20 protein-coding genes are annotated in these 23407 nt (G+C 71.3%); 4 read left to right on the top strand and 16 right to left on the bottom strand.

What is annotated here, in order from left to right; genetic code table 11:
* From C4J65_RS25015 to C4J65_RS25005, 3 genes are all read right to left on the bottom strand, one after another.
* Complete coding sequence (locus tag C4J65_RS25015; RefSeq protein WP_003973409.1) at nucleotides 1-339, bottom strand: P-II family nitrogen regulator; 339 nt, start codon at nucleotides 337-339, stop codon at nucleotides 1-3.
* The gene (locus tag C4J65_RS25010) at nucleotides 336-1682 is read right to left on the bottom strand and encodes an ammonium transporter (protein WP_115744404.1); all 1347 of its coding nucleotides are present in this window, start codon (nucleotides 1680-1682) and stop codon (nucleotides 336-338) included. Before C4J65_RS25010 ends, C4J65_RS25015 begins: the two co-directional genes overlap by 4 nt.
* Before the next feature lie 316 nt (nucleotides 1683-1998).
* Nucleotides 1999-3501, bottom strand: coding sequence for a hypothetical protein (locus C4J65_RS25005; protein WP_115744403.1), 1503 nt, complete (start codon nucleotides 3499-3501; stop codon nucleotides 1999-2001).
* 446 nt (nucleotides 3502-3947) lie between these two features.
* Here C4J65_RS25005 and C4J65_RS25000 point away from each other — a divergent pair, with 446 nt between their 5' ends.
* Nucleotides 3948-4619, top strand: coding sequence for a bifunctional DNA primase/polymerase (locus C4J65_RS25000; RefSeq protein WP_115744402.1), 672 nt, complete (start codon nucleotides 3948-3950; stop codon nucleotides 4617-4619).
* 240 nt (nucleotides 4620-4859) lie between these two features.
* On the opposite strand, the gene ftsY is transcribed toward C4J65_RS25000, so the two are convergent.
* Entirely contained in the window at nucleotides 4860-6068 is a 1209-nt protein-coding gene (ftsY, locus tag C4J65_RS24995) for a signal recognition particle-docking protein FtsY (RefSeq protein ID WP_016327350.1), read from the bottom strand.
* Nucleotides 6069-6252: 184 nt separating this feature from the next.
* Here ftsY and C4J65_RS24990 point away from each other — a divergent pair, with 184 nt between their 5' ends.
* Nucleotides 6253-7704, top strand: a complete 1452-nt coding sequence (locus tag C4J65_RS24990) for a cytosine permease (RefSeq protein ID WP_115744401.1) — start codon at nucleotides 6253-6255, stop codon at nucleotides 7702-7704.
* A gap of 121 nt (nucleotides 7705-7825) precedes the next feature.
* Here the strand turns inward: C4J65_RS24990 and C4J65_RS24985 are convergent, their stop codons facing one another.
* From C4J65_RS24985 to C4J65_RS24970, 4 genes are all read right to left on the bottom strand, one after another.
* Nucleotides 7826-9244, bottom strand: a complete 1419-nt coding sequence (locus C4J65_RS24985; RefSeq protein ID WP_115744400.1) for a sugar porter family MFS transporter — start codon at nucleotides 9242-9244, stop codon at nucleotides 7826-7828.
* 187 nt (nucleotides 9245-9431) lie between these two features.
* Nucleotides 9432-12992, bottom strand: coding sequence for a chromosome segregation protein SMC (gene smc / locus C4J65_RS24980; RefSeq protein WP_115744399.1), 3561 nt, complete (start codon nucleotides 12990-12992; stop codon nucleotides 9432-9434).
* 251 nt (nucleotides 12993-13243) lie between these two features.
* Nucleotides 13244-13456, bottom strand: coding sequence for a hypothetical protein (locus C4J65_RS24975; protein ID WP_003973418.1), 213 nt, complete (start codon nucleotides 13454-13456; stop codon nucleotides 13244-13246).
* 376 nt (nucleotides 13457-13832) lie between these two features.
* Entirely contained in the window at nucleotides 13833-14114 is a 282-nt protein-coding gene (locus C4J65_RS24970; RefSeq protein WP_115744398.1) for an acylphosphatase, read from the bottom strand.
* A gap of 183 nt (nucleotides 14115-14297) precedes the next feature.
* Here C4J65_RS24970 and C4J65_RS24965 point away from each other — a divergent pair, with 183 nt between their 5' ends.
* Together C4J65_RS24965 and C4J65_RS24960 are read left to right on the top strand one after the other, a co-directional pair.
* Nucleotides 14298-15497, top strand: a complete 1200-nt coding sequence (locus tag C4J65_RS24965; protein WP_115744397.1) for a CAP domain-containing protein — start codon at nucleotides 14298-14300, stop codon at nucleotides 15495-15497.
* Between the two features lie 94 nt (nucleotides 15498-15591).
* Nucleotides 15592-15996: a helix-turn-helix domain-containing protein gene (locus C4J65_RS24960; RefSeq protein ID WP_162833340.1), complete on the top strand. Its 405-nt coding sequence runs from the start codon at nucleotides 15592-15594 to the stop codon at nucleotides 15994-15996.
* Here the strand turns inward: C4J65_RS24960 and mutM are convergent.
* The 8 genes from mutM to recG form a co-directional block, all read right to left on the bottom strand.
* On the bottom strand, nucleotides 15986-16846 hold the full coding sequence (gene mutM / locus C4J65_RS24955; protein WP_115744395.1) for a bifunctional DNA-formamidopyrimidine glycosylase/DNA-(apurinic or apyrimidinic site) lyase: 861 nt from the start codon (nucleotides 16844-16846) through the stop codon (nucleotides 15986-15988). The two genes, C4J65_RS24960 and mutM, sit on opposite strands and share 11 nt — an antisense overlap.
* A gap of 88 nt (nucleotides 16847-16934) precedes the next feature.
* On the bottom strand, nucleotides 16935-17765 hold the full coding sequence (gene rnc / locus C4J65_RS24950; RefSeq protein ID WP_061442354.1) for a ribonuclease III: 831 nt from the start codon (nucleotides 17763-17765) through the stop codon (nucleotides 16935-16937).
* A gap of 7 nt (nucleotides 17766-17772) precedes the next feature.
* Nucleotides 17773-17946, bottom strand: coding sequence for a 50S ribosomal protein L32 (rpmF, locus tag C4J65_RS24945; RefSeq protein ID WP_006139588.1), 174 nt, complete (start codon nucleotides 17944-17946; stop codon nucleotides 17773-17775).
* A gap of 2 nt (nucleotides 17947-17948) precedes the next feature.
* On the bottom strand, nucleotides 17949-18602 hold the full coding sequence (locus tag C4J65_RS24940) for a YceD family protein (RefSeq protein ID WP_115744394.1): 654 nt from the start codon (nucleotides 18600-18602) through the stop codon (nucleotides 17949-17951).
* A gap of 145 nt (nucleotides 18603-18747) precedes the next feature.
* On the bottom strand, nucleotides 18748-19875 hold the full coding sequence (locus C4J65_RS24935; protein ID WP_115744393.1) for a cell division initiation protein: 1128 nt from the start codon (nucleotides 19873-19875) through the stop codon (nucleotides 18748-18750).
* Nucleotides 19876-20008: 133 nt separating this feature from the next.
* A complete protein-coding gene (gene coaD, locus C4J65_RS24930) occupies nucleotides 20009-20488 on the bottom strand; it encodes a pantetheine-phosphate adenylyltransferase (RefSeq protein WP_003973426.1) in 480 nt (159 codons plus the stop codon).
* A gap of 26 nt (nucleotides 20489-20514) precedes the next feature.
* A complete protein-coding gene (rsmD, locus tag C4J65_RS24925; protein ID WP_115744392.1) occupies nucleotides 20515-21102 on the bottom strand; it encodes a 16S rRNA (guanine(966)-N(2))-methyltransferase RsmD in 588 nt (195 codons plus the stop codon).
* A 55-nt stretch (nucleotides 21103-21157) separates the two neighbouring features.
* Nucleotides 21158-23386, bottom strand: a complete 2229-nt coding sequence (gene recG, locus C4J65_RS24920) for an ATP-dependent DNA helicase RecG (protein WP_115744391.1) — start codon at nucleotides 23384-23386, stop codon at nucleotides 21158-21160.
* Nucleotides 23387-23407 lie beyond the last annotated feature (21 nt).

Genomic DNA, 23407 nt, shown 5'->3' with positions numbered 1-23407 from the left:
TCAGAGCGCGTCGGGGCCGCGCTCGCCGGTCCTGACCCGTACGGCCGTGTCGACCGGGACCGCCCAGACCTTGCCGTCACCGATCTTGCCGGTACGGGCCGCCTTGACGACGACGTCGATCAGCTGCTCGGCGTCGTCGTCCTCGACGAGGACCTCGATGCGGATCTTGGGCACCAGGTCGACCGTGTACTCGGCACCCCGGTAGACCTCGGTGTGTCCGCGCTGGCGGCCGTAGCCGCTGGCCTCGGTGACGGTCAGGCCGTGGACCCCGAAGGCCTGGAGGGCCTCCTTGATCTCGTCGAGCCGGTGCGGCTTGACGACGGCGGTGATGAGCTTCATGCGTCCACCTTCTTGCTCGGGGCCGACGCCGCCGCGGAGGCGGCCGGCGTGGCGGTCGTGCGGACGGCACCGCCGCCGGCGCCGCTGAAGTCGTATGCGGTCTCGGCGTGCTCGGCCTGGTCGATGCCGGCCACCTCGACGTCCTCCGATACCCGCATGCCGATCGTCTTGTCCAGCAGGAAGGCGAGGACCGCGGAGACGACCAGGGAGTAGGCGAGGACGCCGAAGACGCCCGCGCACTGCTTCCAGAACTGGTCGAGGCCGCCGCCGTAGAAGAGGCCCTCGACGTCGGACTGGCCCTTGCCGCTGGCGAAGAAGCCGATGAGCAGCGAACCGAGGATGCCACCGACGAGGTGGACGCCGACCACGTCGAGGGAGTCGTCGTAGCCGAACTTGTACTTCAGGCCGACGGCCATGGCGCACACGACACCGGCGATCAGTCCGACGGCGATCGCGCCCAGCGGGGAGACGGCGCCGCCGGCCGGGGTGATGGCGACCAGGCCGGAGACGGCGCCGGAGGCCGCGCCCAGGGTGGTGAAGGCGCCGTGCCGGATCTTCTCGTAGGCGAGCCAGCCGAGGACGGCGGCGCCGGTGGCGACCTGGGTGTTGACGAACATCAGCGCGCCGACGCCGTCGTCGTTGCCGAGCCACGACCCGGCGTTGAAGCCGAACCAGCCGAACCAGAGCAGCCCGGCGCCGAGCATGACCAGCGGGAGGCTGTGCGGGCGCATCGGGTCCTTCCTGAAGCCGACCCGCTTGCCGATGACGAGGATCACGCCGAGCGCGGCGGCACCGGCGTTGATGTGCACGGCCGTACCGCCGGCGAAGTCGATCACGCCCAGTTCGAAGGCCCAGCCGCCCGCGCCCCACACCCAGTGGGCGACGGGGAAGTAGACGATCGTGGCCCACAGGGCGATGAAGAGTGCCCAGGCCGTGAACTTCACCCGGTCCGCGAGGGCACCGCTGATCAGGGCGGGGGTGATGACGGCGAACATCATCTGGAAGACCAGGAACACGAAGACGGGGATGGTGTAGCCGTCCCACAGCTCGGTCAGGCCGATGTTGCTGAGTCCGACCCAGTCGGAGTTCCAGCCGACGACGCCGCCGGAGTCGGTGCCGAACGCCATGGAGAAGCCGTACAGCACCCACAGGACGGTGACGATGCCGAGGCTGATGAAGCTCATCATCAGCATGTTCAGGGTGCTCTTGACGCGGACCATGCCTCCGTAGAAGAAGGCCAGGGCCGGCGTCATGAGCATCACCAGGGCGGAGCAGATGAGCATGAAGCCTGTGTTGGCGGCAGAGAGCTCCGTCTCTGCGGCGAGCGTGATGGCTGGAGCCATCGGCGTCTCCTCGTCGTTGGTGCGGCCCCGTGCGGGCGAAGCCTGGGCGGGCAGTGAGGGGTGGGCCGGTTATGCGCCATGAGATTGGCGCAGCGCGGTTTCGGTGGACGCCCCTCGTTGTTTCGCCGCCGTGACGAAGGCGCCGTGCGTGTTACGCGTGGGTGAACGGCCGGATGCGGGCCCGCGCGGCCGTGATCGTGGCCGGGCGGCCCGCACCGGGACGCGAGCCGGCCGCGGCGGCCTCCGAATGACCTGGCATGGGGGAGCCGAGTCGGGCAGTTCGGGAGGGCCGGCCGCGGCCGGGGCTGGTGGGCGTTCAGACCGCTTCGGCGGTCTCCGGCAACTCGACGGCGAGCCGTTGGGTCAGGTCGACGACCTCACCCAGGTCGCCGAAATCGCGTACGGCCGTGTCGACGGTCTTGCGGATGCGGGTGTTGACGCGTTCGGAGCGGACCTTCTTGGCGATGCCCATGGCCTCCATGGCCAGGACGGTGCTCTCCTCGGGTTCGCGGCGCAGCAGGTGGACGGTGGCCATGCCGATCAGGTTCAGCGCGTAGGAGCGCTGGTGCTCCTCGTCCTTGGCGAACAGCTCCACGGCCCGGCGCATCAGGGGGTCGGCGAGGGAGGCGTAGGCGGGGCTGCGGCCGGCCACGTAGGCGAGGTCGCGGAAGGAGTGGCTGTTCTCCCCGTACAGCTCCGCCTCGGAGAAGAAGCGGATCCAGTCGGGGTCCGGCTCGTCCCACTCGTCGGCCTCGGCGAAGATGTCCTCCGCCATGCGCACCGCGCGTTTGGTGCGGCCGGGCTGCCCCATGTTGGCGTAGGCGCGGGCCTCCATCGCGTACAGCATCGACTGGGTGCGCGGGCTCGCGCAGTCCCGGCTGCCGTACTGGGCGAGGTGGATCAGCTCCAGGGCGTCGTCGGGCCGGCCGAGGTGGATCATCTGGCGGCTCATGCTGGAGAGGATGTACGAGCCGAGCGGCCGGTCTCCGGCCTCCTTGGCGGCGTGCAGAGCGAGCACGAAGTACTTCTGGGCGGTGGGCTGGAGCCCGACGTCGTACGACATCCAGCCGGCCAGCTCGGCCAGCTCGGCGGCGACCTTGAAGAGCTTGGCGCGGGTGGTCTCCGTCTGGGGCTCCTGGAGCAGGTCGGTGACCTCGTGCAGCTGGCCGACCACGGCCTTGCGGCGCAGACCGCCGCCGCACTGGGCGTCCCAGCGGCGGAACATCACGGCGGTGGACTCCAGCAGGTCCAGCTCCGGCCTGGACAGACGGCCACGCGCGCGGGTGGTGGGTGCCGCGGACTCGGCTCCGGCCGCCGACGGGCCTGCGGAGGGCGTGGGGACGAGCCAGCGCTGCATGGGTTCGATGAGGGACGGGCCCGCGGAGAGGGCCAGCGAGCTCCCGAGGAAGCCGCGCCGCGCCAGCATGAGGTCGCTGCGCGAGAACTCGCTGAGCAGGGCCACGGTCTGCGGGCCCGTCCAGGGGAGGTCGACGCCCGTCGCCGAGGGCGTGGGGCGGGTGGAACGCAGGCCCAGGTCCTCGACGGAGACGACGACGCCGAAACGCTCGGAGAACAGCTCGGACAGGATGCGCGGGATCGGCTCGCGCGGATTCTCCCCGTCGAGCCAGCGGCGCACACGTGAGGTGTCGGTGGAGATGTGGTTGGCGCCCAACTGGCGGGCCCGGCGGTTGACCTGGCGGGCCAGCTCGCCCTTGGACCAGCCGCTGCGGGCGAACCAGGAGGTGAGCAGCTCGTTCGGGCGCTTGTCGGCGTGTGACGCGCTCCCCGCGCTCGTACCGCTTCCGCCGTTGCCACTCACTGGAACGCCCCCATTCCTGAGACCACCTGTCGCCGAGTGCGCCAAGCCCTATCAGAATGCCGGTGGTTACGGCCCTCCGTCCGGTGGTTGGCACCCTTCGAACGGAAAGCCGGGTTGCCTCCGGCATACCCACAAGCGCATGTGCCCCAAGGCTCCATGCACACAAAGTAGTCCTACGATCACTCGTCCAGCCATGGCGATTGCGGAATCGCCACCATTCGCCACCCCTTCGAATGAACTCGCGGTGGCCGGGACGCGATTCACTTGACATAGGCCAACCAGGAGTCGGTGCACCGGTGCACACCGGGGCGTGCGCCGCCGGACGCACCACCCCGGAGTGCTTCCGGACGCTGTCTGAACCGCGCCGGACTGGGGAGTTGGAAGCAGAGAGTCACGTTTCACGCCCGCTGCGTAACCGCCGCTGCGTCGGACCCGTTGGAGGGGGCATGGGCTTCACGATCGGCATCGGCAGCAGTCGGGGCATGCGCGAGATCCGGTCCGGCGCGCGCCGCCGCGGCCGCGCCTCGGAGCGCACCGTCGTGGCCGAGTTCACGGGGCTGTGGGGCTGGGACGTGGTGCCGGGTGCCCGGACCGCCCAGGGCGCCTGCTCGTGCGGTCTGCCCGACTGCCCGGCGCCTGGCGCGCACCCCCTGGACTTCGCGCCCCGGGTGCCCGCCGGGGCGACCCTGGACGAGGCGGGCGAGGCGTGGGCCCGGTTCCCCGGCGCCGCGGTGATGCTGGCGGTCGGGCGGACCTTCGACGTGATCGAGGTGGCCGAGCCCGCCGGACTGCGGGCGCTGGCCCGGCTGGAGCGCATGGGCGTCCCGCTCGGGCCGGTCGCGGCGACCCCGCAGGGCCGCGCCCAGTTCTTCGTCGCTCCGGGCGCCGCGGCCGAGCTGCCCCGGCTGCTGTACCGGATGGGCTGGGACGACCCGTCCGCCCTCGACCTGCGCGGCCTCGGCCCCGGTACGTACGTCACGGCACCGCCCTCCGACCGCGGTGGCCGGGGCCCGGTGCGCTGGCTGCGTCCTCCGGCCCTCGACTCGGCGACGAAGCCCCCGGCGGCACGGCTGCTCCTGGGCACGCTGGCCTACGTGGCCCACCGGTCGCGGGCGTAGGCCTCCGCCGCCCTCCCGAGACACTCACCTCGCCCGGAAGCGCCCTGCCACACCCCCACGTCGCGCGTCCTGGCGCCCGCCACTCGGCGGACCCGGGCGGCGACACGACTCGCCCCACCTCCGTACGCACACGAGCCGCCGCCCGCCGCCCTCCCGCACCGACGGCGAAGCGCCCGTCTCCCGGTTCGGGAGGCGGGCGCTTCTCGCCCGGGTGCGGGCACGGGGCGCCGGCAGGCGGCGTCACTCGCCGATGAGGGCGTCCACGAAGGCCGCGGGCTCGAACGGCGCCAGGTCGTCCGCGCCCTCTCCGAGTCCGATCAGCTTGACCGGCACGCCCAGCTCGCGCTGGACGGCGACCACGATGCCGCCCTTGGCCGTGCCGTCCAGCTTGGTCAGCACGATGCCGGTGATGTTCACGACCTCGGCGAAGACCCGGGCCTGGATCAGACCGTTCTGCCCGGTGGTGGCGTCGAGCACGAGCAGCACCTCGTCCAGCGGCGCGTGCTTCTCCACGACGCGCTTGACCTTGCCCAGCTCGTCCATGAGGCCGGTCTTGGTGTGCAGGCGGCCGGCGGTGTCGATGAGCACGACGTCCGAGCCCATCTCCTTGCCCTCCTTGACCGCGTCGAAGGCGACGGAGGCCGGGTCGCCGCCCTCGGGCCCGCGCACGGTGTGGGCGCCGACCCGCTCGCCCCAGGTCTGGAGCTGGTCCGCGGCGGCGGCGCGGAAGGTGTCGGCGGCGCCGAGGACCACACTGCGGCCGTCGGCCACCAGGACGCGGGCGAGCTTGCCGGTGGTGGTGGTCTTGCCGGTGCCGTTCACACCGACGACCATCACGATGCCGGGCTTGCTCGTGGCGGGCTCGGTCTTGACCTCGCGGTCCATGTCGGGGCCGACCAGGGTGATCAGCTCCTCGCGCAGCAGGGTGCGCAGCTCCTCGGGCGTGCGGGTGCCGAGGACCTTCACCCGTTCGCGGAGGCGCTCGACCAGTTCCTGCGTGGGCTGCACGCCGACGTCGGCGGTGAGGAGCGTGTCCTCGATCTCCTCCCAGGTGTCGTCGTCGAGGTGCTCCCGGGACAGCAGGGTCAGCAGGCCCTTGCCGAGGGCGTTCTGCGAGCGGGAGAGGCGGGCACGGAGCCGGACCAGTCGGCCGGCGGTGGGCTCGGGAACCTCGATCTGCGGGATCTCGAGCTCTTCGACGACGGGCGGCTCCTCGACGGTGGCGGTGCCGCCGTCCGGGAGGTCGACCTCCTCTATCGTCCGGCGCGTTTCGTCGCGCGGCGTCTCGGCCTCGTCGCCGACGTGCGGCTCGGCCGGAGGGGCGGTGATGTCGGGCGTGGTGGGGGGCGGCTCGGGCAGCTGCTTCTTGCGGCGGCTGCCGACGACCAGCCCGCCGAGCGCGCCGATCACGACCACGGCGATGACTACAGCAAGGATGACGATTTCCATAACGGGACCAGTATGCGTGACCCCCGGCACGGCCCCCCGCTATCGGCCGCTTGTGGTTTCCACCAAAGGACAAAGGCCCCTGGAGGGTGCGAGTGGGAGCAAAGTACGATGGAGAAGGCCGCGTCGACGCGCGTAGAGTCCCGACCGCCCCTTCTCCCCCACGATCGAGGCACGGACCCCCCACATGAGCAAGACCGCCGAGAACGAAGGCGCCCTGGAAACCCGTGGCATCGAGCAGGTGCCCGACCACGAGCGCACCGCCCGGACCCGCGAGCTGTTCCCGACCTGGGTCGGCGCCAACATCAGCGTGCTGCTGCTCACGATGGGCGCGAGCCTCGTCGTGGCGTACCGGCTCAACTTCTGGCAGGCCCTGGTCGTCGCGGCCGCGGCGCCCGTCGTGTCGTACGGCCTGGTCGGGCTGATCGGCATCGCCGGCAAGCGGGGCGGCGCCCCCGGGATGGCGCTGTCCCGTGCCGTGTTCGGGCAGCGGGGCAATCTGCTGCCGGGTTCGCTGATCTGGGTGGCCCGCTGGGGCTGGGAGACGATCAACGCGGTGACCGGTGCCTATGCGCTGCTCACCGTGCTGGACATCGTCTTCGGCATCCGCGCCAACAGCGTGCTGGACGTGGTGACGCTGCTCGCCTTCGTGGTGGCGACGTTCGCGATCTCGGGGCTGGGCATCAACGCCGTGCAGAAGTGCAACAAGTACGCGGCGTATCTCTTCGGCGCCTTCTCGGTACTGGTGCTGGGCTACCTGGTGGTCGACACCGACTGGTCCGCGGTGTTCGACCGGTCCGCCGGTTCGGTGGCCGCGATGATCACGGGTGTCGGTCTGATCGCGGCGGGCGGCGTCAGCTGGATCCCGTCGGCGCCGGACTTCACCCGGTACCTGCCGCGCACGGCCTCCTCGAAGGGAATCGTGGGGGTCACGGTCGGCGGTGCGGGCATCGTCGTCCTGCCGATGGTGCTGATGGGCGCGGTCATGGCGGTCTCCACGCCGGATCTGGCCTCGGCCGCCGACCCGGTCTCCTTCCTGGGCGAGATCCTGCCGACCTGGATCGCGGTGCCGTACCTGCTGATCGCGCTGATCGGCATGCTGCTGATCAACTCGATGTCGATGTACTCGGCCGGGTTCACCGCGCAGACCCTGGGCTTCAAGGTCCCGCGGCACTGGGCGGTCTCGGTCAACGCCGTGATCTCGCTGGTCTTCGGCGGTGTGCTGATGCTGGTGGCGACCAGCTTCATGGGGTCCTTCATCGCGTTCCTGTCGCTGCTCGCGGTCGCCTTCTCCGCCTGGGTCGGCGTGTTCGGCGCGGACATGCTGCGCGGCCGGGAGTACGACGGTGAGGCCCTGGCCGACACCGGCCGCACCAGCGCCTACTGGTACCGCGGCGGCTTCTCCCCCGCAGCCGTCGCCGCCTGGGCGGTGGGCCTGGCCGCCGGTCTGATGTTCACCACGTCCGACTGGTTCACCGGCCCCTTCGCCACGGACAACTTCGTCGGCGAGTACGGGCTGGGCTGGGTGGCCACGGTCGTGATCTCCGCCCTGCTGTACGCGGTGCTGCCGAAACCGGCGCTGATCGTCCCGGGAGCGCGCGCGGAGCGGGCGGAGCAGCCCGAGGCCGTGACCGTCTGACGTACGCCGGGCCACGGCACACCGCCGCCCCGCCCGGAGGGTGACCGGGCGGGGCGGCGGACGGTACGGGGAGAGGGGCAGCGGGGACTTGGCCCTCCTCCCCGGGTTCGGGGCGGGCGGGTCAGCCCATCTCCTCCAACGCCTTGCCCTTCGTCTCCTTCACGAACTTCAGCACGAAGGGGATGGAGAGGGCTGCGAAGATCGTGTAGATCACGTAGGTGCCGGAGAGGTTCCAGTCGGCCAGCGACGGGAAGCTCGCGGTGATGGCCCAGTTCGCGATCCACTGCGCGGAGGCGGCCACGCCGAGGGCCGCGGCACGGATCCGGTTGGGGAACATCTCACCGAGGAAGACCCAGACGACCACACCCCACGACAGGGCGAAGAAGAGCACGAAGACGTGGGCGGCGATCAGGGCGACCCAGCCCTGGGTGGCCGGGAGCTTGCCGTCGACCAGGTCGAAGGAGAACGCCCAGGCCTCCAGCGCCAGCCCGATCACCATGCCGACGGAGCCGATCAGGGCGAGCGGCTTGCGGCCGACGCGGTCCACGAAGATCATCGCGATCACGGTGCCGATGATGTTGATGATCGACGTCGTGAACGAGTAGAAGAACGAGTCCGCCGGGTTGACGCCGACCGACTGCCACAGCGTCGAGGAGTAGTAGAACGCGACGTTGATGCCGACGAACTGCTGGAAGACGGACAGCCCGATACCGATCCAGACGATCGGCCTGAAGAAGAAGCTGCCGCCGAGGAGGTCCTTGAAGGAGGACTTCTCCTCGCTGTGCATGGCGTGCTCGATCTCGGTGACGCGGGCGTCGAAGTCCACGTCCTTGCCCTCGACCTCTTCGAGGATCTTCTTGGCGCGCTCGCGCTTGCCGACCGAGATCAGGAAGCGGGGCGACTCGGGGATGGCGAAGGACAGCAGGCCGTACAGAACGGCCGGGATCACCATGACGCCGAGCATGACCTGCCAGGCCTCCAGGCCCATCAGCTCGCCGCGCTGGTCCCCGCCGGCGGCGTTCAGCAGTCCCCAGTTGACCAGCTGCGAGACGGCGATGCCGATGACGATCGCGGCCTGCTGGAAGGAGCCCAGCCGGCCGCGATAGGCGGGCGGGGAGACCTCGGCGATGTAGGCGGGGCCGATCACCGAGGCCATGCCGATGGCGAAGCCGCCGATGACGCGCCACATGGCGAGGTCCCACAGCGCGAAGGGCAGTGCCGAGCCGACGGCGCTGACGGTGAAGAGGACCGCCGCGATCTGCATGCAGCGGATGCGGCCGATGCGGTCGGCGATACGGCCCGCGGTCGCGGCGCCGATGGCGCAGCCGATCAGAGCGACGGCGATGACCTGGGCCAGCACCGCGGAGCCGACGTCGTAGCGGTCCCGGATGGCCTCGACCGCGCCGTTGATCACGGAACTGTCGTAGCCGAACAGGAAACCGCCCATCGCGGCCGCCGCCGCGATGAAGATGACGTGCCCGAGATGATCGGGATGAGCCGTCCCGGCTCCTGTACTGGACGCCTGCGATGTGCTGGCCACGTGAAACTCCTCGGGCTACCGGCAACGCTGCCGGGGTGGTTCACCCTTCGAGGCGCCGACGAAGGAACCTGAAGGTAAAAGCAACGTTGCAGAGACTATGTCTTCAAGTGTCGAAGTCAAGAGCGGGAAAGCTGTGACTTTGGGGGAAACCGAAGGGTTATGTGTTCAAGTCTTGAAGAACAGGTGATCAGGACTGACGCAGTCGCTGACTGATGACCTTCGACACACCGTCACCCTGCATGGACACGCCGTAGAGCGCGTCGGCGACCTCCATCGTGCGCTTCTGGTGCGTGATGACGATCAGCTGCGAGGCCTCCTGCAGCTCCTGCATGATCCGGATCAGCCGCTGCAGGTTGGTGTCGTCGAGCGCGGCCTCGACCTCGTCCATCACGTAGAACGGGCTCGGCCGGGCCTTGAAGATCGACACCAGCATCGCCACCGCGGTCAGCGAGCGCTCCCCGCCGGAGAGCAGCGACAGCCGCTTGACCTTCTTGCCCGGGGGCCGGGCCTCGACGTCCACGCCGGTGGTGAGCATGTTGTCGGGGTCGGTCAGGATCAGCCGCCCCTCACCGCCCGGGAACAGCCGGCTGAAGACGCCCTCGAACTCCCGGGCGGTGTCCCGGAAGGCCTCGGTGAAGACCTGCTCGACGCGCTCGTCGACCTCCTTGACGACCTGGAGCAGGTCGGCGCGGGTCTTCTTCAGGTCCTCCAGCTGCTCGCTGAGGAACTGGTGCCGTTCCTCCAGCGCCGCGAACTCCTCCAGCGCCAGCGGGTTGACCTTCCCGAGCTGCTGGTAGGCGCGCTCGGCGGCCTTCAGCCGCTTCTCCTGCTCGGCGCGGACGAAGGGGCGGGGGCGGTTGCGCGGGTGCTCCGGGTCGGCGGGGAGCTCCTCGCCCTCGGCGGGGGGCGAGGGCGGCACCTCTTGATGGGGGCCGTACTCGGCCGCGAGCCCCGCCGGTTCCACACCGAGTTCCTCCAGCGCCTTGGTCTCCAGCTGCTCGATGCGCAGCCGTTTCTCGGCGCCGAGTACCTCGCCCCGGTGAACTGAATCCGTCAACTTGTCCAGCTCCGCCTTGAGGTCGCGCCCGGCGGTGCGCGCGGCGGTCAGTTCCTGCTCGCGCCGGGCCTTGGCCGCCTCGGCGAGGGTGCGCTCCTCGTCGGCGCGGGTCAGCGAGACCTCGACGTGGGCGAGCAACTGCCGGGCGCCGGCGGCGACCGCCTCGGCGACGGCCGCCTCGTGCCGCAGCCTGGCCCGCCGCTGCTCGGCACGCGCGCGTGCCTCGCGTTCGGCGCGGGCGGCCCGGTCCAGGGAGTCGGCCCGTCCGGCCAGTCCCTTGACCCGCTCCTCGTGCGTACGGACCTGGAGGCGGGCCTCCATCTCGGTCTGGCGGGCGTTGGCACCGTCGGCGGCGAGCCGGTCGCGGGCTCCGGTGTCGGGCTCCTCCTCCGTCGGCATTTCCTCGGCGACGGCGAGCCGCTCGGCCAGTTCCTCGACCTCCATGAGCGCCTTGTCCAGCGCCTCCTGTGCCCGGGCGGCAGCGGCGGCGGACCGTTCCGCCTCCCCGGCGGCACCGCGCGCCTGGCCCGCGAGCCGGCCCAGCTGCTGGGCGACGGACGACTTCTCCCGGTCGGCGGCCCGGCGCCGCTCCCCCAGCTCCTCGACGAGCGCGGCGCACTCCCGGCGCCGTGCGGCGGTCGCGTCCTGCGCCCCGGCCAGCTCCTCGCAGCGCACGCCCAGCTCCGCCAGCTCGGCGGCGGCCTGGTCCACGGACGCCTGCACCTCCAGGAGGCTGGGCGCTCCGGCGGAACCGCCCTGGGCGAAGTGGGCGCCCAGCAGGTCCCCCTCGGCGGTGACGGCGGTCAGCCCGGGGCGGGCGTAGACGAGGTCCTCGGCGTCCTCCAGGGTGGCGACGACGACGATCCCGCGCAGCAGCCGCCGTACGGCGGGCATCAGGTCGGCGGGTCCGTGCACCAGGTCGGCGGCGTGCGGCGGTCCGTCGCCGCGCGGCTCGTGGGGTACGTCGTCGGGGCCGCCGGCGAGCAGCAGGGCCGCCCGGCCCGCGTCCTGCTTGCGCAGCAGGCGGATGGCGTCGGCGGCGGCCGCCGGGGAGGTCACGGCGAGGGCGTCGGCGGCGGCGCCGAAGGCGGTGGCCAGGGCGGCCTCGTGGCCCGGCGTCACGGTGAGGAGTCCGGCGGCGGGGCCGAGCAGCCCGGTGAGGCGGTCCTTGGCGGCGAGCAGCGCTCCGGTGCCGTCCTTGCGGCGCAGGCCGAGGGCGAGTGCCTCGTGCCGGGCCTGCGTGGCGGCGCGCTCGCGTTCCGCCGCGGTGGCCGCCTCACGCGCGGCGCTCAGCGCGGCCTCCGCCCCGGTCAGTGCCCGCCTGGCGGCGTCGTGCCGCTCGGCGAGTTCCTGGTCGCCGGCGTCGAGCCCGTCGACCTCGGCCTGGAGTGACTCGTACTCCTCCTGCGCCGCGGCCGCGCGTTCCCCGGACTCGTCCCGTGCATGGGCCAGCCGCTCGATCTCGGCCTGGGCGGCGGCGGCGCGGGACCGGGCGGCGCCGACCTGGCCGCCGAGCCGGGCGAGGTTCTCGCGGCGGTCGGCGATGGCGCGGGCGACGTCCTTGAGGCGGCGTTCCTCCATGGCCAGTTCGCGTTCGAGGTCGGCGCGGTGGGCGGCCGTGTCCTCCAGGGCGTGTTCGGCCGCCTCCAGGGCCGCTGCCAGTTCGGCCTCCTGCTCGCGGACGCGGGCGGCCTCGCGCTCCAGTTCCTCCGGGTCGCGGCCGAGGCGCTCCTCGGGCGGTGCGGAGGTGGCGCTCTTCACGCGCGCGTCGGCCAGCGAGATCGTGCCGCGCACCCGTTCGGCGAGCTGGGACAGCTCGTACCAGGTCTGCTGGGCGCGCTGGAGGCGCGGGGTGAGCCGGCGCACCTCGTCCTCCAGGTCCGCCTCGCGGCGCAGCGCCCTGCCCAGCTCCTGTTCGGCGCTCTCCTTGCGTTCCTTGAGGGCGGCCTCGTCGGCGATCTCGGCCTGGAGTGCCTCGCGCATCCGTACGAGGTCGTCGGCGAGGAGCCGGAGCCGGGCGTCCCGGAGGTCGGCCTGGATGACGGCGGCCCGGCGGGCGACGGCTGCCTGGCGGCCGAGGGGTTTGAGCTGGCGCCGCAGCTCGTCGGTGAGGTCCTGCACGCGCGCGAGGTTGGCCTGCATCGCGTCCAGCTTCCTGAGCGCCTTCTCCTTGCGCTTGCGGTGCTTGAGGACGCCGGCGGCCTCCTCGATGAAGGCCCGGCGTCCCATCGGGTCGGCGTGCAGGACGGAGTCGAGCTGGCCCTGGCCGACGATGACGTGCATCTCGCGGCCAATGCCGGAGTCGGAGAGGAGTTCCTGGATGTCGAGGAGGCGGCAGGTGTCGCCGTTGATCTGGTACTCGCTGCCGCCGTTGCGGAACATGATCCGCGTGATGGTGACCTCGGCGTACTCGATGGGCAGGGCCCCGTCGGAGTTGTCGATGGTCAGCGACACCTCGGCCCGGCCGAGCGGCGGGCGGCCGGTGGTGCCGGCGAAGATGACGTCCTCCATCTTGCCGCCGCGCAGCGACTTGGCGCCCTGTTCGCCCATGACCCAGCTGAGCGCGTCGACGACGTTGGACTTGCCCGAGCCGTTCGGGCCGACGACACAGGTGATGCCGGGCTCGAACCGGAGCGTGGTCGCCGAGGCGAACGACTTGAACCCGCGGAGGGTCAGGGCCTTCAGGTGCACGCCGTCGGACTCTACCTTTCGGGTCTGTCTCACTCCACGAACCGGTGAACCGACGCGGTTTCACCGGTGAACGTGCAGGGCACATCAGACGTTGAAGAGGGTGAAAGGTTGCGCGGGGACGGACACGGCGGGCGAGACGGGGGGCGGGAAAGAAAGAAGGGACGCCGAAGCGTCCCTTGCAGACTCTGGCACCTGAGCGGTGGTACGGGCGGGCCCGACCACTACCGTGCCGTGGTGGAGCGATGCAGTGATCAGGTGAGCGCAGGCTCCGCCTGGTGTGCGTCAACGCTCTCCATGCTCTCCATGATCCTGTCGTGAGAAGCGGCAGCCGCAAGCGCGTCGTTCTCCGCCTGGATTCGTCCGAGCTCGGATTCCAGGTCCTGGACGCGCTGCTGGAGCCGTCGCATCTCGGCGAGGAGTCGAGGGTCGGAGCCGCCGACGTAACCGAGAAGCGCCTTTGCCATGATGGATGGTCCTCCACAATGAGTGACCGACCGAAGCGGTGTGGGTCGTGAGGGAATCGCACCCGCGGTGCTTGGCACTTTGGAGTTTTTACTGCCGTTCAACCATGCCAAACAGCTAAGGTGCGCGGGGCTTTCAGCGTCTCACCAAAAAGTTTGACGGTCAACACGATCACGCCCCGTATTGGCGGGCGCCCGGGGGCATGCGGCCGGTGAGCGGCGACGCTGCGACTCCTGCGGGCCCTCGGGGCGTGGCGATCATTTCGCGTGCGGAGCCTCCCACGAGCGACCACCCTTGGCAACCACCTGCCCGTTTTCGCCCAGGCCACCCTGCGGGGAGGTCGCCTCCCGCGCCCGCCGCCCCTCGCGGGGAGGGCCGTCAGCGGATGGCGAAGCCGTCGTACCCACCGCGGGGTGTGTCCCAGATCTCGGTGACTCCGTCCACGCGTCCGGGCGTGTCGTCACCGCGCAGCCATTCGAGCAGTCCCTCGCAGCGCTCGCGCGGGCCCTCCGCGACGACCTGCACGCGACCGTCGCCCAAATTGAGAGCAAAGCCACTCATCCCGCCGAGTTCCAGGGCCCTGGCCCGCGTGAACCAGCGGAATCCCACGCCCTGGACCCGTCCGCGCACCCACGCGACCAGCCGTACATCCTCGCTCATGACTGCAACCTAACCAGTCAATGTCTCGCGGGACACTTCACCCCCTGGCGCCATGCGGTACCGTCCCGACCCAGTGAATCTCACTTGAAACTCACTCGATCGTGTGAGTTCCGTGTTGATCGTGAGCACAGTCGACCGCGAGGGCACGCCCAGCGCGAGGACGAGGACGAGGAAGGCCAGGACATGGGACGCCACCGACGCTCCGCCGCCGGCCGCGCCGCGGAGGGCCACCAGCCGGACGGTACGGCGGGAGGGCGCCGCGATCCGCTCGCTCCGGACGCGGGCGAGGCCCCCACGATGGGCATCGCTCCTTACCTGAACCCCGAGGCGTACGCAGAGGTCCGCGCCAAGAGCGACGCCTACCTCTTCGCCGACGACCCGGACGGCGAGGGCCCGCGGGCGGGCCGCACCGTCGCCTTCCCCCGCGACGGGTACACGCCCGCGGGCGGCCCGCAGCCCGGCGGAGGACGTCGTCGCCGCCGCAAGAAGGCGGCCACTCCGGTCCGCACCGGCCTGCTCGGCGTGTCCGCCGCGGTCGCCATCGGCACGGTGGCGGTGGCCACGGGCGTGGTGCCCGGCCTCGACAACTACCGGATGGGCGACAGCAACAGCGGGGGCGACCGGGTGCAGGCCCAGGACGCCCCGACCAACAGCCCGTCCCAGCTGGGCGGCACCTCGGGCAGCGCGGACACCGGCCGGGGCGGCGACGCGGCCACGAGCCGCGGCACCGACCGCTCCTCGTCGTCCGCCCCGTCCTCCCCCTCCGAGGACTCCTCTGCCGGAAAGTCCTCCGCGAAGGAGGGCAAGGAGGACACCTCCTCCCCCTCGCGGTCCTCGGCCGCCCCCTCCACCTCGCCACCGGCCTCGAAGCCCGCCGCCCCGGCCGGGACACCGTCGAGGACCGAGGAGCAGAAGACACCTCCGAGCGCCAAGCCGAGGCCCACGCCCTCGCACCCGGCCGCCAAGGATCCCGCGAAGCCCAGCGCGCCCGCCGCCGTCTCCCAGGAGGCCGTCGCCCAGGCGCAGGTGCTCAAGCTGGTCAACGACGAACGGGCCAAGGTCGGCTGCAGCCCGGTGGCCGCGAACAGCGCCCTGCGTGAGCTGGCCGAGGACTTCAGCCACGCCATGGCGACCCAGGGCTTCTTCGACCACACCGACCCCAGCGGCGCCACCCCCTGGGACCGGGCGTCGGCAGCGGGCATATCCGGCCTCGGGGGCGAGAACATAGCCCGCGGCCAGGCCGGCGCCCAGGCCGTGATGGACGCCTGGATGAACAGCCCCGACCACCGGGCCAACATCCTGAACTGCGACTTCCAGACCCTGGGGGTCGGCGTCCACTTCGGCTCCGGCGGCCCCTGGTGGACACAGGACTTCGGCTACTGACCGCCCCGGGCAGTGCTGCCCCGACAGTGCTCCCGCGCTGTGCCCCGCTCAGCGCAATCTGCGGCGCAGCGCTGTGCTCACGTACGCTGGAGGCATGTCGACCACGCAGGAGCGCACGGCGGAGCAGGATCTGCCGTACGACGTGTTCTCCCGGGCCTGTCCCTCGCGCGGCACCCTGGAGCACGTCACGGGGCGCTGGGGCGCGCTGACGCTCGGCGCGTTGTACAAGGGGTCCTTCCGGTTCAACGAGCTGCGCCGCCGGGTGGACGGTGTCAGCGAGAAGATGCTGGCCCAGACCCTGCACGCGCTGGAGCGCGACGGGCTGGTGCATCGCGAGGCCCAGCCGACCAACCCGCCCCGGGTGGACTACGAACTCACGGCGCTGGGCCACGAGGTGGCCGGGCGGCTGCTCGCGCTCATCGAGTGCGTCGAGGGGCGGATGGACGACGTGCTGGCCTCGCGCGAGCGGTACGACGCGCAGCGGATGCCTACGGCGTGACCTTCGGCGCGCGCTGGCACTTCGGGCAGAAGTAGCTGGAGCGGTTCATCCACGGCCGGCGGCGCATCGGTGTGGCGCACCGGCGGCAGGGCAGGCCCTCGCGGCCGTAGGCGTCGAGCGAGCGGTCGAAGTAGCCGGACTCGCCGTTGACGTTGACGTAGAGGCTGTCGAAGCTGGTGCCGCCGACGGTGAGGGCGGCGTTCATCACGTCCCGGACGTGGCCGAGCAGTTCGGTGGTGCGGGGGCGGGTGAGGGTCGCCGTGGGGCGTTCGTAGTGCAGGCGGGCGCGCCAGAGGGCCTCGTCCGCGTAGATGTTGCCGACGCCGCTGATCAGGGACTGGTCGAGCAGGGCCCGTTTGATCGTGGTGCGCTTGCGGCGCAGGGCCTGGTGGAACGCCTCGTCGTCGAAGAGCGGGTCCAGCGGGTCGCGGGCGATGTGCGCGATGACGTCGGGCAGTCCGTCGGGGGTGGTCTCGTGCAGGGAGAGGCCGCCGAAGGTGCGCTGGTCGACGAAGCGGAGTTCGGTGCCGAGGGCGTCGGCGAAGCGGACCCGGATGCGCAGGTGCTTCTCGGCGGGTGTCTCGTGCGGCTGGACCAGGAGCTGGCCGCTCATGCCGAGGTGGGCGAGGACGGCCTGGTCGGTGTCCTCCAGGGGCAGCCACAGGTACTTGCCGCGGCGGCTGGGTGTGCCGACGCGGTGGTCCTTGAGGCGATGGGCGAAGTCGTCGGGGCCCGCGAGGTGCCTGCGTACCGCGCGCGAGTGCAGCACCTCGGCGTCGGCGACGGTCCGGTGTGCGACCCAGCGCTCCAGGCCGCGCCGTACGACCTCTACCTCGGGCAACTCGGGCATGGCTTCCCCTCGAGCGGGCCTGGACTGGTGCCGAGCCGAACGCCCGCCCCGGCGGAGGGGCGGGCATTCGGACCGTGCGGTGGACGGGTCAGGCGGAGGCGGACGCCTCGTCGGGGTCCACGTCGACGGCGTCGGCCGTCGCCTTGGCACGCTCGTCCGCCGCGGCCCGGATGGACCGCCACGCGGATTCCGCGGCCTGCTGCTCCGCCTCCTTCTTGCTGCGGCCGGTGCCGGTGCCGTACGAGACGCCTCCGACGCGGGCGGCAGCAGTGAAGGTCTTCTCGTGGTCCGGGCCGGTCTCCGTGACCAGGTACTCGGGGACGCCGAGCCCTTCGGTCGCGGTGAGCTCCTGGAGACTGGTCTTCCAGTCCAGGCCGGCACCGAGGTTCGAGGACTTCTCGATCAGCGGGTCGAACAGGCGGTGCACCAGTTCGGAGGCCGCGTCGAGGCCCTGGTCGAGATAGACCGCGCCGATCACCGCTTCGAGGGTGTCGGCGAGGATGGACGCCTTGTCCCGGCCGCCCGTGCCCTCTTCACCACGGCCGAGCCGGATGAAGGAGCCGAGTTCGAGCCCGCGGCCCACCTCCGCCAGCGCACGCGAGTTGACCACCGCGGCCCGCAACTTGGCCAGCTGGCCTTCGGGCAGGTCGGGGTGGGTGCGGTACAGCGTGTCCGTGACGACGAGGCCGAGCACGGAGTCCCCGAGGAACTCCAGCCGCTCGTTCGTCGGCAGACCGCCGTTCTCGTACGCGTAGGAACGGTGGGTCAGTGCACGCACCAGAAGGGCGGACTCGAGCTGATAGCCGAGCCGCCCTTCCAGAAGCGTGTGGGACGAGGCCTGGGTGTCCGCCTTCTTCTTGGCGGGTGGGTCCGCCTTGGCGTCTTCCGCCTTCTTGGGGACTGACACAGTGCCTCTCACCAGCCGCTCAGACCTCGAGGACCTGGCGCTTGTTGTAAGTGCCGCAAGCCGGGCACGCGATGTGCTGCAGCTTGGGCTCGTGGCAGCGCTCGCACGCAACCAGGGTGGGGACCGCAGCCTTCCACTGCGACCGGCGGTGGCGCGTGTTGCTGCGCGACATCTTCCGCTTCGGAACAGCCACGGCTACTTCTCCTGCTTCTCGGCGGCGTCCGCGGTACCTGGCGCGTCGCCGCTCATCTCGTCCTTCTCGCCGTCTCCGAGTGAACCGGCGAGTCCCTGCAATGCCGCCCAACGAATGTCGACGGCGTCATGGTGGTGGTCCGGGTCGTCCGACAGGCGCACTCCGCACTCGGAGCACAGACCCTGGCAGTCTTCCTGGCACACCGGCTGCATCGGCAGTGCGAGCACCACCGCGTCGCGCAGCACGGCTTCGAGGCCGATCAGTCCGTCCTCGACGAAGAACCTGTCCTCGTCGTCCTCGGCGTCGTCGGCCGGTTCCGCCACGGGGCGGCCACGGTCGTCGGCGTCAGGGTACGAGAACAGCTCCTGGAAGTCCGCTTCGAGCTGCTGCTCCAGCGGCTCCAGACACCTTACGCACTCCCCCTCGGCCCTGGCACGGGCGGTGCCCGTGACGAGCACCCCTTCCATGACCGACTCGAGCCGGAGATCGAGTTCCACCGGGGCGCCTTCCGGCACTCCGATGACCCCCTGGAGACCGAAGTCCTTGGGAGCGTCGACCGTGCGGGTCAGGCGCTGGAGCGCACCGGGCCGCCGTCCCAGCTCGTGCGTGTCGAACACGAGGGGGTCGCGGTGGTCGAGGCGCGCGTTCAGAACCATTCCTGCTTTCGGTCTTCGTGGGTTGAGGGTGCTGCCCTTCGGTGTTCCCGGGCAGCGGCGATCGCGGGCGTACACGCGACCGAAGAGCCAGGATACTGGACCATTCGCTCTCGGCCCAATCCGGCCCGGGGCGCCCCCTCGCCCCCTAGAGCCCGCGGCCCTGTTCGTAGGCCCGCAGCTGCTCGGCGCTGATCATACTGGTGTCGAAGAGGCTGGTCTCGTCGAGCGCCTGCGGATGGGCCTGCGGGACGTGCGGAGGCTGCTGCGGGGGCTGGGCGTAGCCCTGCTGTGCGTCGTAGGCCTGCTGCCCGCCGTCGTACTGGTAGGCGTACGGGTCGGCGCCCTGCTGCTGGTAGCCGTACGGGTCCTGTCCCCCGTCGTAGGTCTGCTGGTACGCCGCGTACGGATCGGGCTGCTGCTGGGGTGCGTAGCCGTACGCCGGTTCCTGGGACGGCATCTCCGGCATGGCCTGCGCCGGCACCTGGGCCGCCACGGGCTGCTGCTCCCCGTACTGGGGCTGCCCCTGCTGCTCGGCGAAGGCGGGGGCGGGGACGTCGGCGAGGCCCGCGAGGTCGGCGAGGTAGTCGGCGTCGCTGGAGTGCTGGACGGTGGTCATGTCGTCCGCGAGGGCGCCGAGGTCGTCGGTGGCGATCCGGCCGTGCAGCTTCTGGCGGCCCCGGCCGACCGCGTCCAGCGTCTTGGCCAGTACGGCCTCGAAGGCGCCGAGCTTGGTGTCGACGTAGGTGTCGGCGTCGCGGCGCAGGATCTCCGGGTCGTGGCTGCGCTCGGGGGCGTCCTCGTCCTCGTAGCCGTTCTCGTCGAGGCCGGGTCCGGTGCCGAGGAGCTTCTCGCGGCCACGGCCGACGGAGCCGAGGGTCTTGGTGAGCACGACCTCGAAGTTGGCGAGCTTGGAGTCGACGTAGTCGTCGGCCTCGGCGCGCACCTCCTCGGCCTCCTGCCGGGCCTCGGCGAGGATCCGGTCGGCCTCGGCCTGGGAGCGGCGGGCGACCTCGGTGTCGGCGATCAGGGACCCGCGCTCGGCGTGCGCGCCCTCGATGATCCGGTCGGCCTCCTGGCGGGCCTGCGCGACCATCTGCTCGCGGTCGCCGATCAGCTCCTGCGCCTGGGCGAGGGAACCGGGCAGCTCCGCGCGCAGCTCTTCCAGCATCGAGAGCAGTTCGGCGCGGTTGACCACGCACGAGGCCGACATGGGCATGGCGCGGGCGCCGGAGACCATCGCGGTGATCTCGTCGAGCTTGTTCTGCACGTCCACCGTGTGCTCGCCACTCTCTACAGCTGTGTTGGAGACGGACGGGTCGACTGTACGACCCCGGGGTGTCCCGGGGACACCGGGTGACGGGTTGTCAGTCTCCGTGGGCTGTGGCGGTGGCGGCGCGACGGGGCGGTCAGCGATTCCTCAGGCGCTCCGTGAGGGCTTCGAGGACCAGCGGCGGCACCAGGTGGGCGACGTCGCCGCCCCAGGTCGCGACCTCTTTGACCAGGGAGGACGACAGGAAGCTGTAGGTGGGGTTGGTGGGGATGAAGAGGGTCTCCACACCGGAGAGGCCGTTGTTCATCTGGGCCATCTGCAGCTCGTAGTCGAAGTCGCTGACCGCGCGCAGGCCCTTGACGATGGCCGGGATCTCGCGCTGTTTGCAGAAGTCGACGAGCAGGCCGTGAAAGGACTCCACGCGGACGTTCCCGTACTCGGCGGTGACCCGGCGGATGAGGTCGATCCGCTCCTCGATCTCGAACAGGCCCTTCTTCGCCTGGTTGATCATCACCGCGACGTAGACCTCGTCGTAGAGGCTGGAGGCTCGGGCGATGATGTCGAGGTGTCCGTTGGTGATCGGGTCGAACGACCCGGGACAGACGGCACGGCGCACTTGTGTTCCCTCGCTCTCCGGTCCGGTCATCGTGCGTCTTCGCACGTAGAGGCGGCGCGACCGTACCAAAACGTTCCCTCGCCGTAGCGACGGGCCCGGATCGCTTCGAAGCCGTGCGGCCAGCGGAATTCGCCGCCTCTGGTGCTGCGCTCCACGGTGACGAGCGCTTCGGCCGCGAGCCACCCCTCCGTGCGGAGTGTGAGCAGGATCTCGCGAAGATCGTCGTCCGAGACGGCGTACGGCGGGTCCAGGAAGACGACGTCGTACGGCTCGTCCGGGGCCGGGGTGCGGATGATCTGTTCGGCTTTGCCCGCCCTGACCTCGGCGCCCGGCAGACCGAGGGACGTGACGTTCTCCCGGACCGTGCGGGCGGCACGGGCGTCGGCCTCGACGAGCAGGACGTGCCCCGCGCCGCGGGACAGCGCCTCCAGGCCGACGGCGCCGGAACCCGCGTACAGGTCGAGAACCCGCTCGCCGTCCAGCGGGCCGCCGAGCAGGGACTGCCAGGTGGAGAACAGGCCCTCGCGCGCGCGGTCCGAGGTGGGACGGGTGCCGGTTCCCGGCGGGACGGCCAGTCGACGTCCGCCGGCCTTGCCGGCGATCACGCGGGTCATTTCTGGGTCCTTGTCGGTGTGCTCGGGTGGACGGACGGTGTCCGTTGCCAGTCTCTCAGCCCTTCTCCAGGTACTGCTCCCGCTCGTCGTCCAGCAGTGCCTCCAGGGCCGTGCGCAGCCCCGGCAGGCCGGTCAGCTCGGGGTCGGCGGCGACGACGGCCGCGGCCTCCTGTCTCGCCTCCGCGATGATCTCCTCGTCCTCGATGACGGCGAGGACGCGCAGGGAGGTGCGGGCGCCGGACTGGGCCTGGCCGAGTACGTCGCCCTCGCGGCGCTGTTCGAGGTCGATGCGGGAGAGCTCGAAGCCGTCGCGGGTGCTCGCGACCGCGTTCAGCCGCTGGCGGGCCGCGCTCGCCTCGGGCATCTCGCTGACCAGCAGGCACAGGCCGGGGGCGGAGCCGCGCCCGACCCGGCCGCGCAGCTGGTGCAGCTGGGAGACGCCGAAGCGGTCGGCGTCCATGATCACCATCGCGGTGGCGTTGGGGACGTTGACGCCGACCTCGATGACGGTGGTGGCGACCAGGACGTCGGTCTCCCCGGCGGCGAAGCGGCGCATGACCGCGTCCTTGTCGTCGGGCTGCATCCGGCCGTGCAGGACCTCCACCTTGAGCCCTTGGAGCGGCCCCTTGGCGAGGCCTTCGGCGACGTCGAGGACGGCGAGCGGGGGGCGTTTGTCGGCGTCGCCCTCCGGGGGCTGCTTGGACTGCTTGGCGCCCTTCTTGGGGTCGTCGTCCTCGTCGCCGATGCGGGGGCAGACGACGTACGCCTGGTGGCCGTTCGACACCTCCTCACGGACCCGTTCCCAGGCCCGGGCGAGGAAGTGGGGTTTGTCGGCGGCGGGGACGACATGACTGGCGATCGGTGACCGGCCGGCCGGGAGCTGGTCCAGGACGGAGGTCTCCAGGTCGCCGAAGACGGTCATGGCGACGGTGCGCGGGATGGGCGTGGCGGTCATGACGAGCAGGTGCGGGGGCTGTTTCCCCTTGCCGCGCAGGGCGTCGCGCTGCTCCACGCCGAAGCGGTGCTGCTCGTCGACGACGACCAGGCCGAGGTCGTGGAACTGGACCTTGTCCTCGATCAGCGCGTGGGTGCCGATGACGATGCCCGCCTCGCCGGTGGCCAGGTCGAGCAGGGCGTGGCGGCGGGCGGCGGCGCCCATGGAACCGGTGAGCAGGACCACCTTGGTGGCGTGCTCGGCGCCGCCCAGCATCCCGCCCTCGGCCAGCTCGCCCATCATCTCGACGACGGACCGGTGGTGCTGCTGGGCGAGCACCTCGGTGGGCGCCAGCATCACGGCCTGCCCGCCGGAGTCGACGACGGCGAGCATGGCGCGCAGGGCGACCAGGGTCTTGCCGCTGCCCACCTCGCCCTGGAGCAGCCGGTGCATGGGGTGGTCGGTGGCGAGGTCGTCGAAGATCTCCCGGGAGACCTGCTGCTGACCGTCGGTGAGGGTGAAGGGGAGGCGGTCGTCGAAGGCGGTGAGCAGGCCGTCGGCGCCGGGCTTCCTGGGGACGGCGGGGAGTTGGGTCTCGGCGTGGCGGCGGCGGGCGAGAGCGACCTGGAGGACGAAGGCCTCGTCCCACTTCAGGCGGGCGCGGGCGTCCTCGATGTCGGCCTTGGTGTGCGGGCGGTGGATCTTGAGGAGGGCCTCGGGCAGGGAGACCAGGCCCCGGCCCTCGCGCAGGGAGCCGGGGAGCGGGTCCACGGCCTCCTGGGCGCTGGGCAGCACCGTCTGGATCGCCTTGGCGAGCTTCCAGGACTCCAGCTTGGCGGTGGCCGGGTAGAGGGGGATGAGCGCGCCCGCCCACGACTCGACGCTCTCGGCCGCCTCGTCCTCGTCGTCACCGCCGCGCAGCAACTCGTACGCCGGGTGGGCAAGTTGCAGTCGGCGGTTGAAGACGGAGACCTTGCCGGCGAACATCGCGCGGGTGCCCGGCAGGAGTTCCTTGTGGGGCTTGTGGACGCCGTTGCCGAAGAAGACCAGTTGGAGGCGGCCGCTGCCGTCCGTGATGGTCACCTCGAGCCGCTGCCCCTTGCCGCGCGGTGCCTTCGACGAGGCGAAGGTGTGCAGGCGGGCGTCGGCGACCTGGGCGACCACCGTGACGTGCTCGTCCATGGGCAGGTCGGCGAGGTGGGTGAGCTGACCGCGCTCCTCGTATCTCCGGGGGTAGTGGTGGAGGAGGTCGCCGACGGTGTGCAGGCCGAGGTGCTCGGCCATCACCTTCGCGGTGGCGGGGCCGAGCACCTTCTTCAGGGGTTCTTGCAGTGCGGGCACGAGATCCATTGCACACCACGCCACTGACAA

Source organism: Streptomyces sp. CB09001, from assembly GCF_003369795.1.
Classification (GTDB): Bacteria; Actinomycetota; Actinomycetes; order Streptomycetales; family Streptomycetaceae; genus Streptomyces.
The sequence above is the reverse complement of the archived record's forward strand: the minus strand, read 5'-3'. Positions and strand labels throughout refer to the sequence as shown.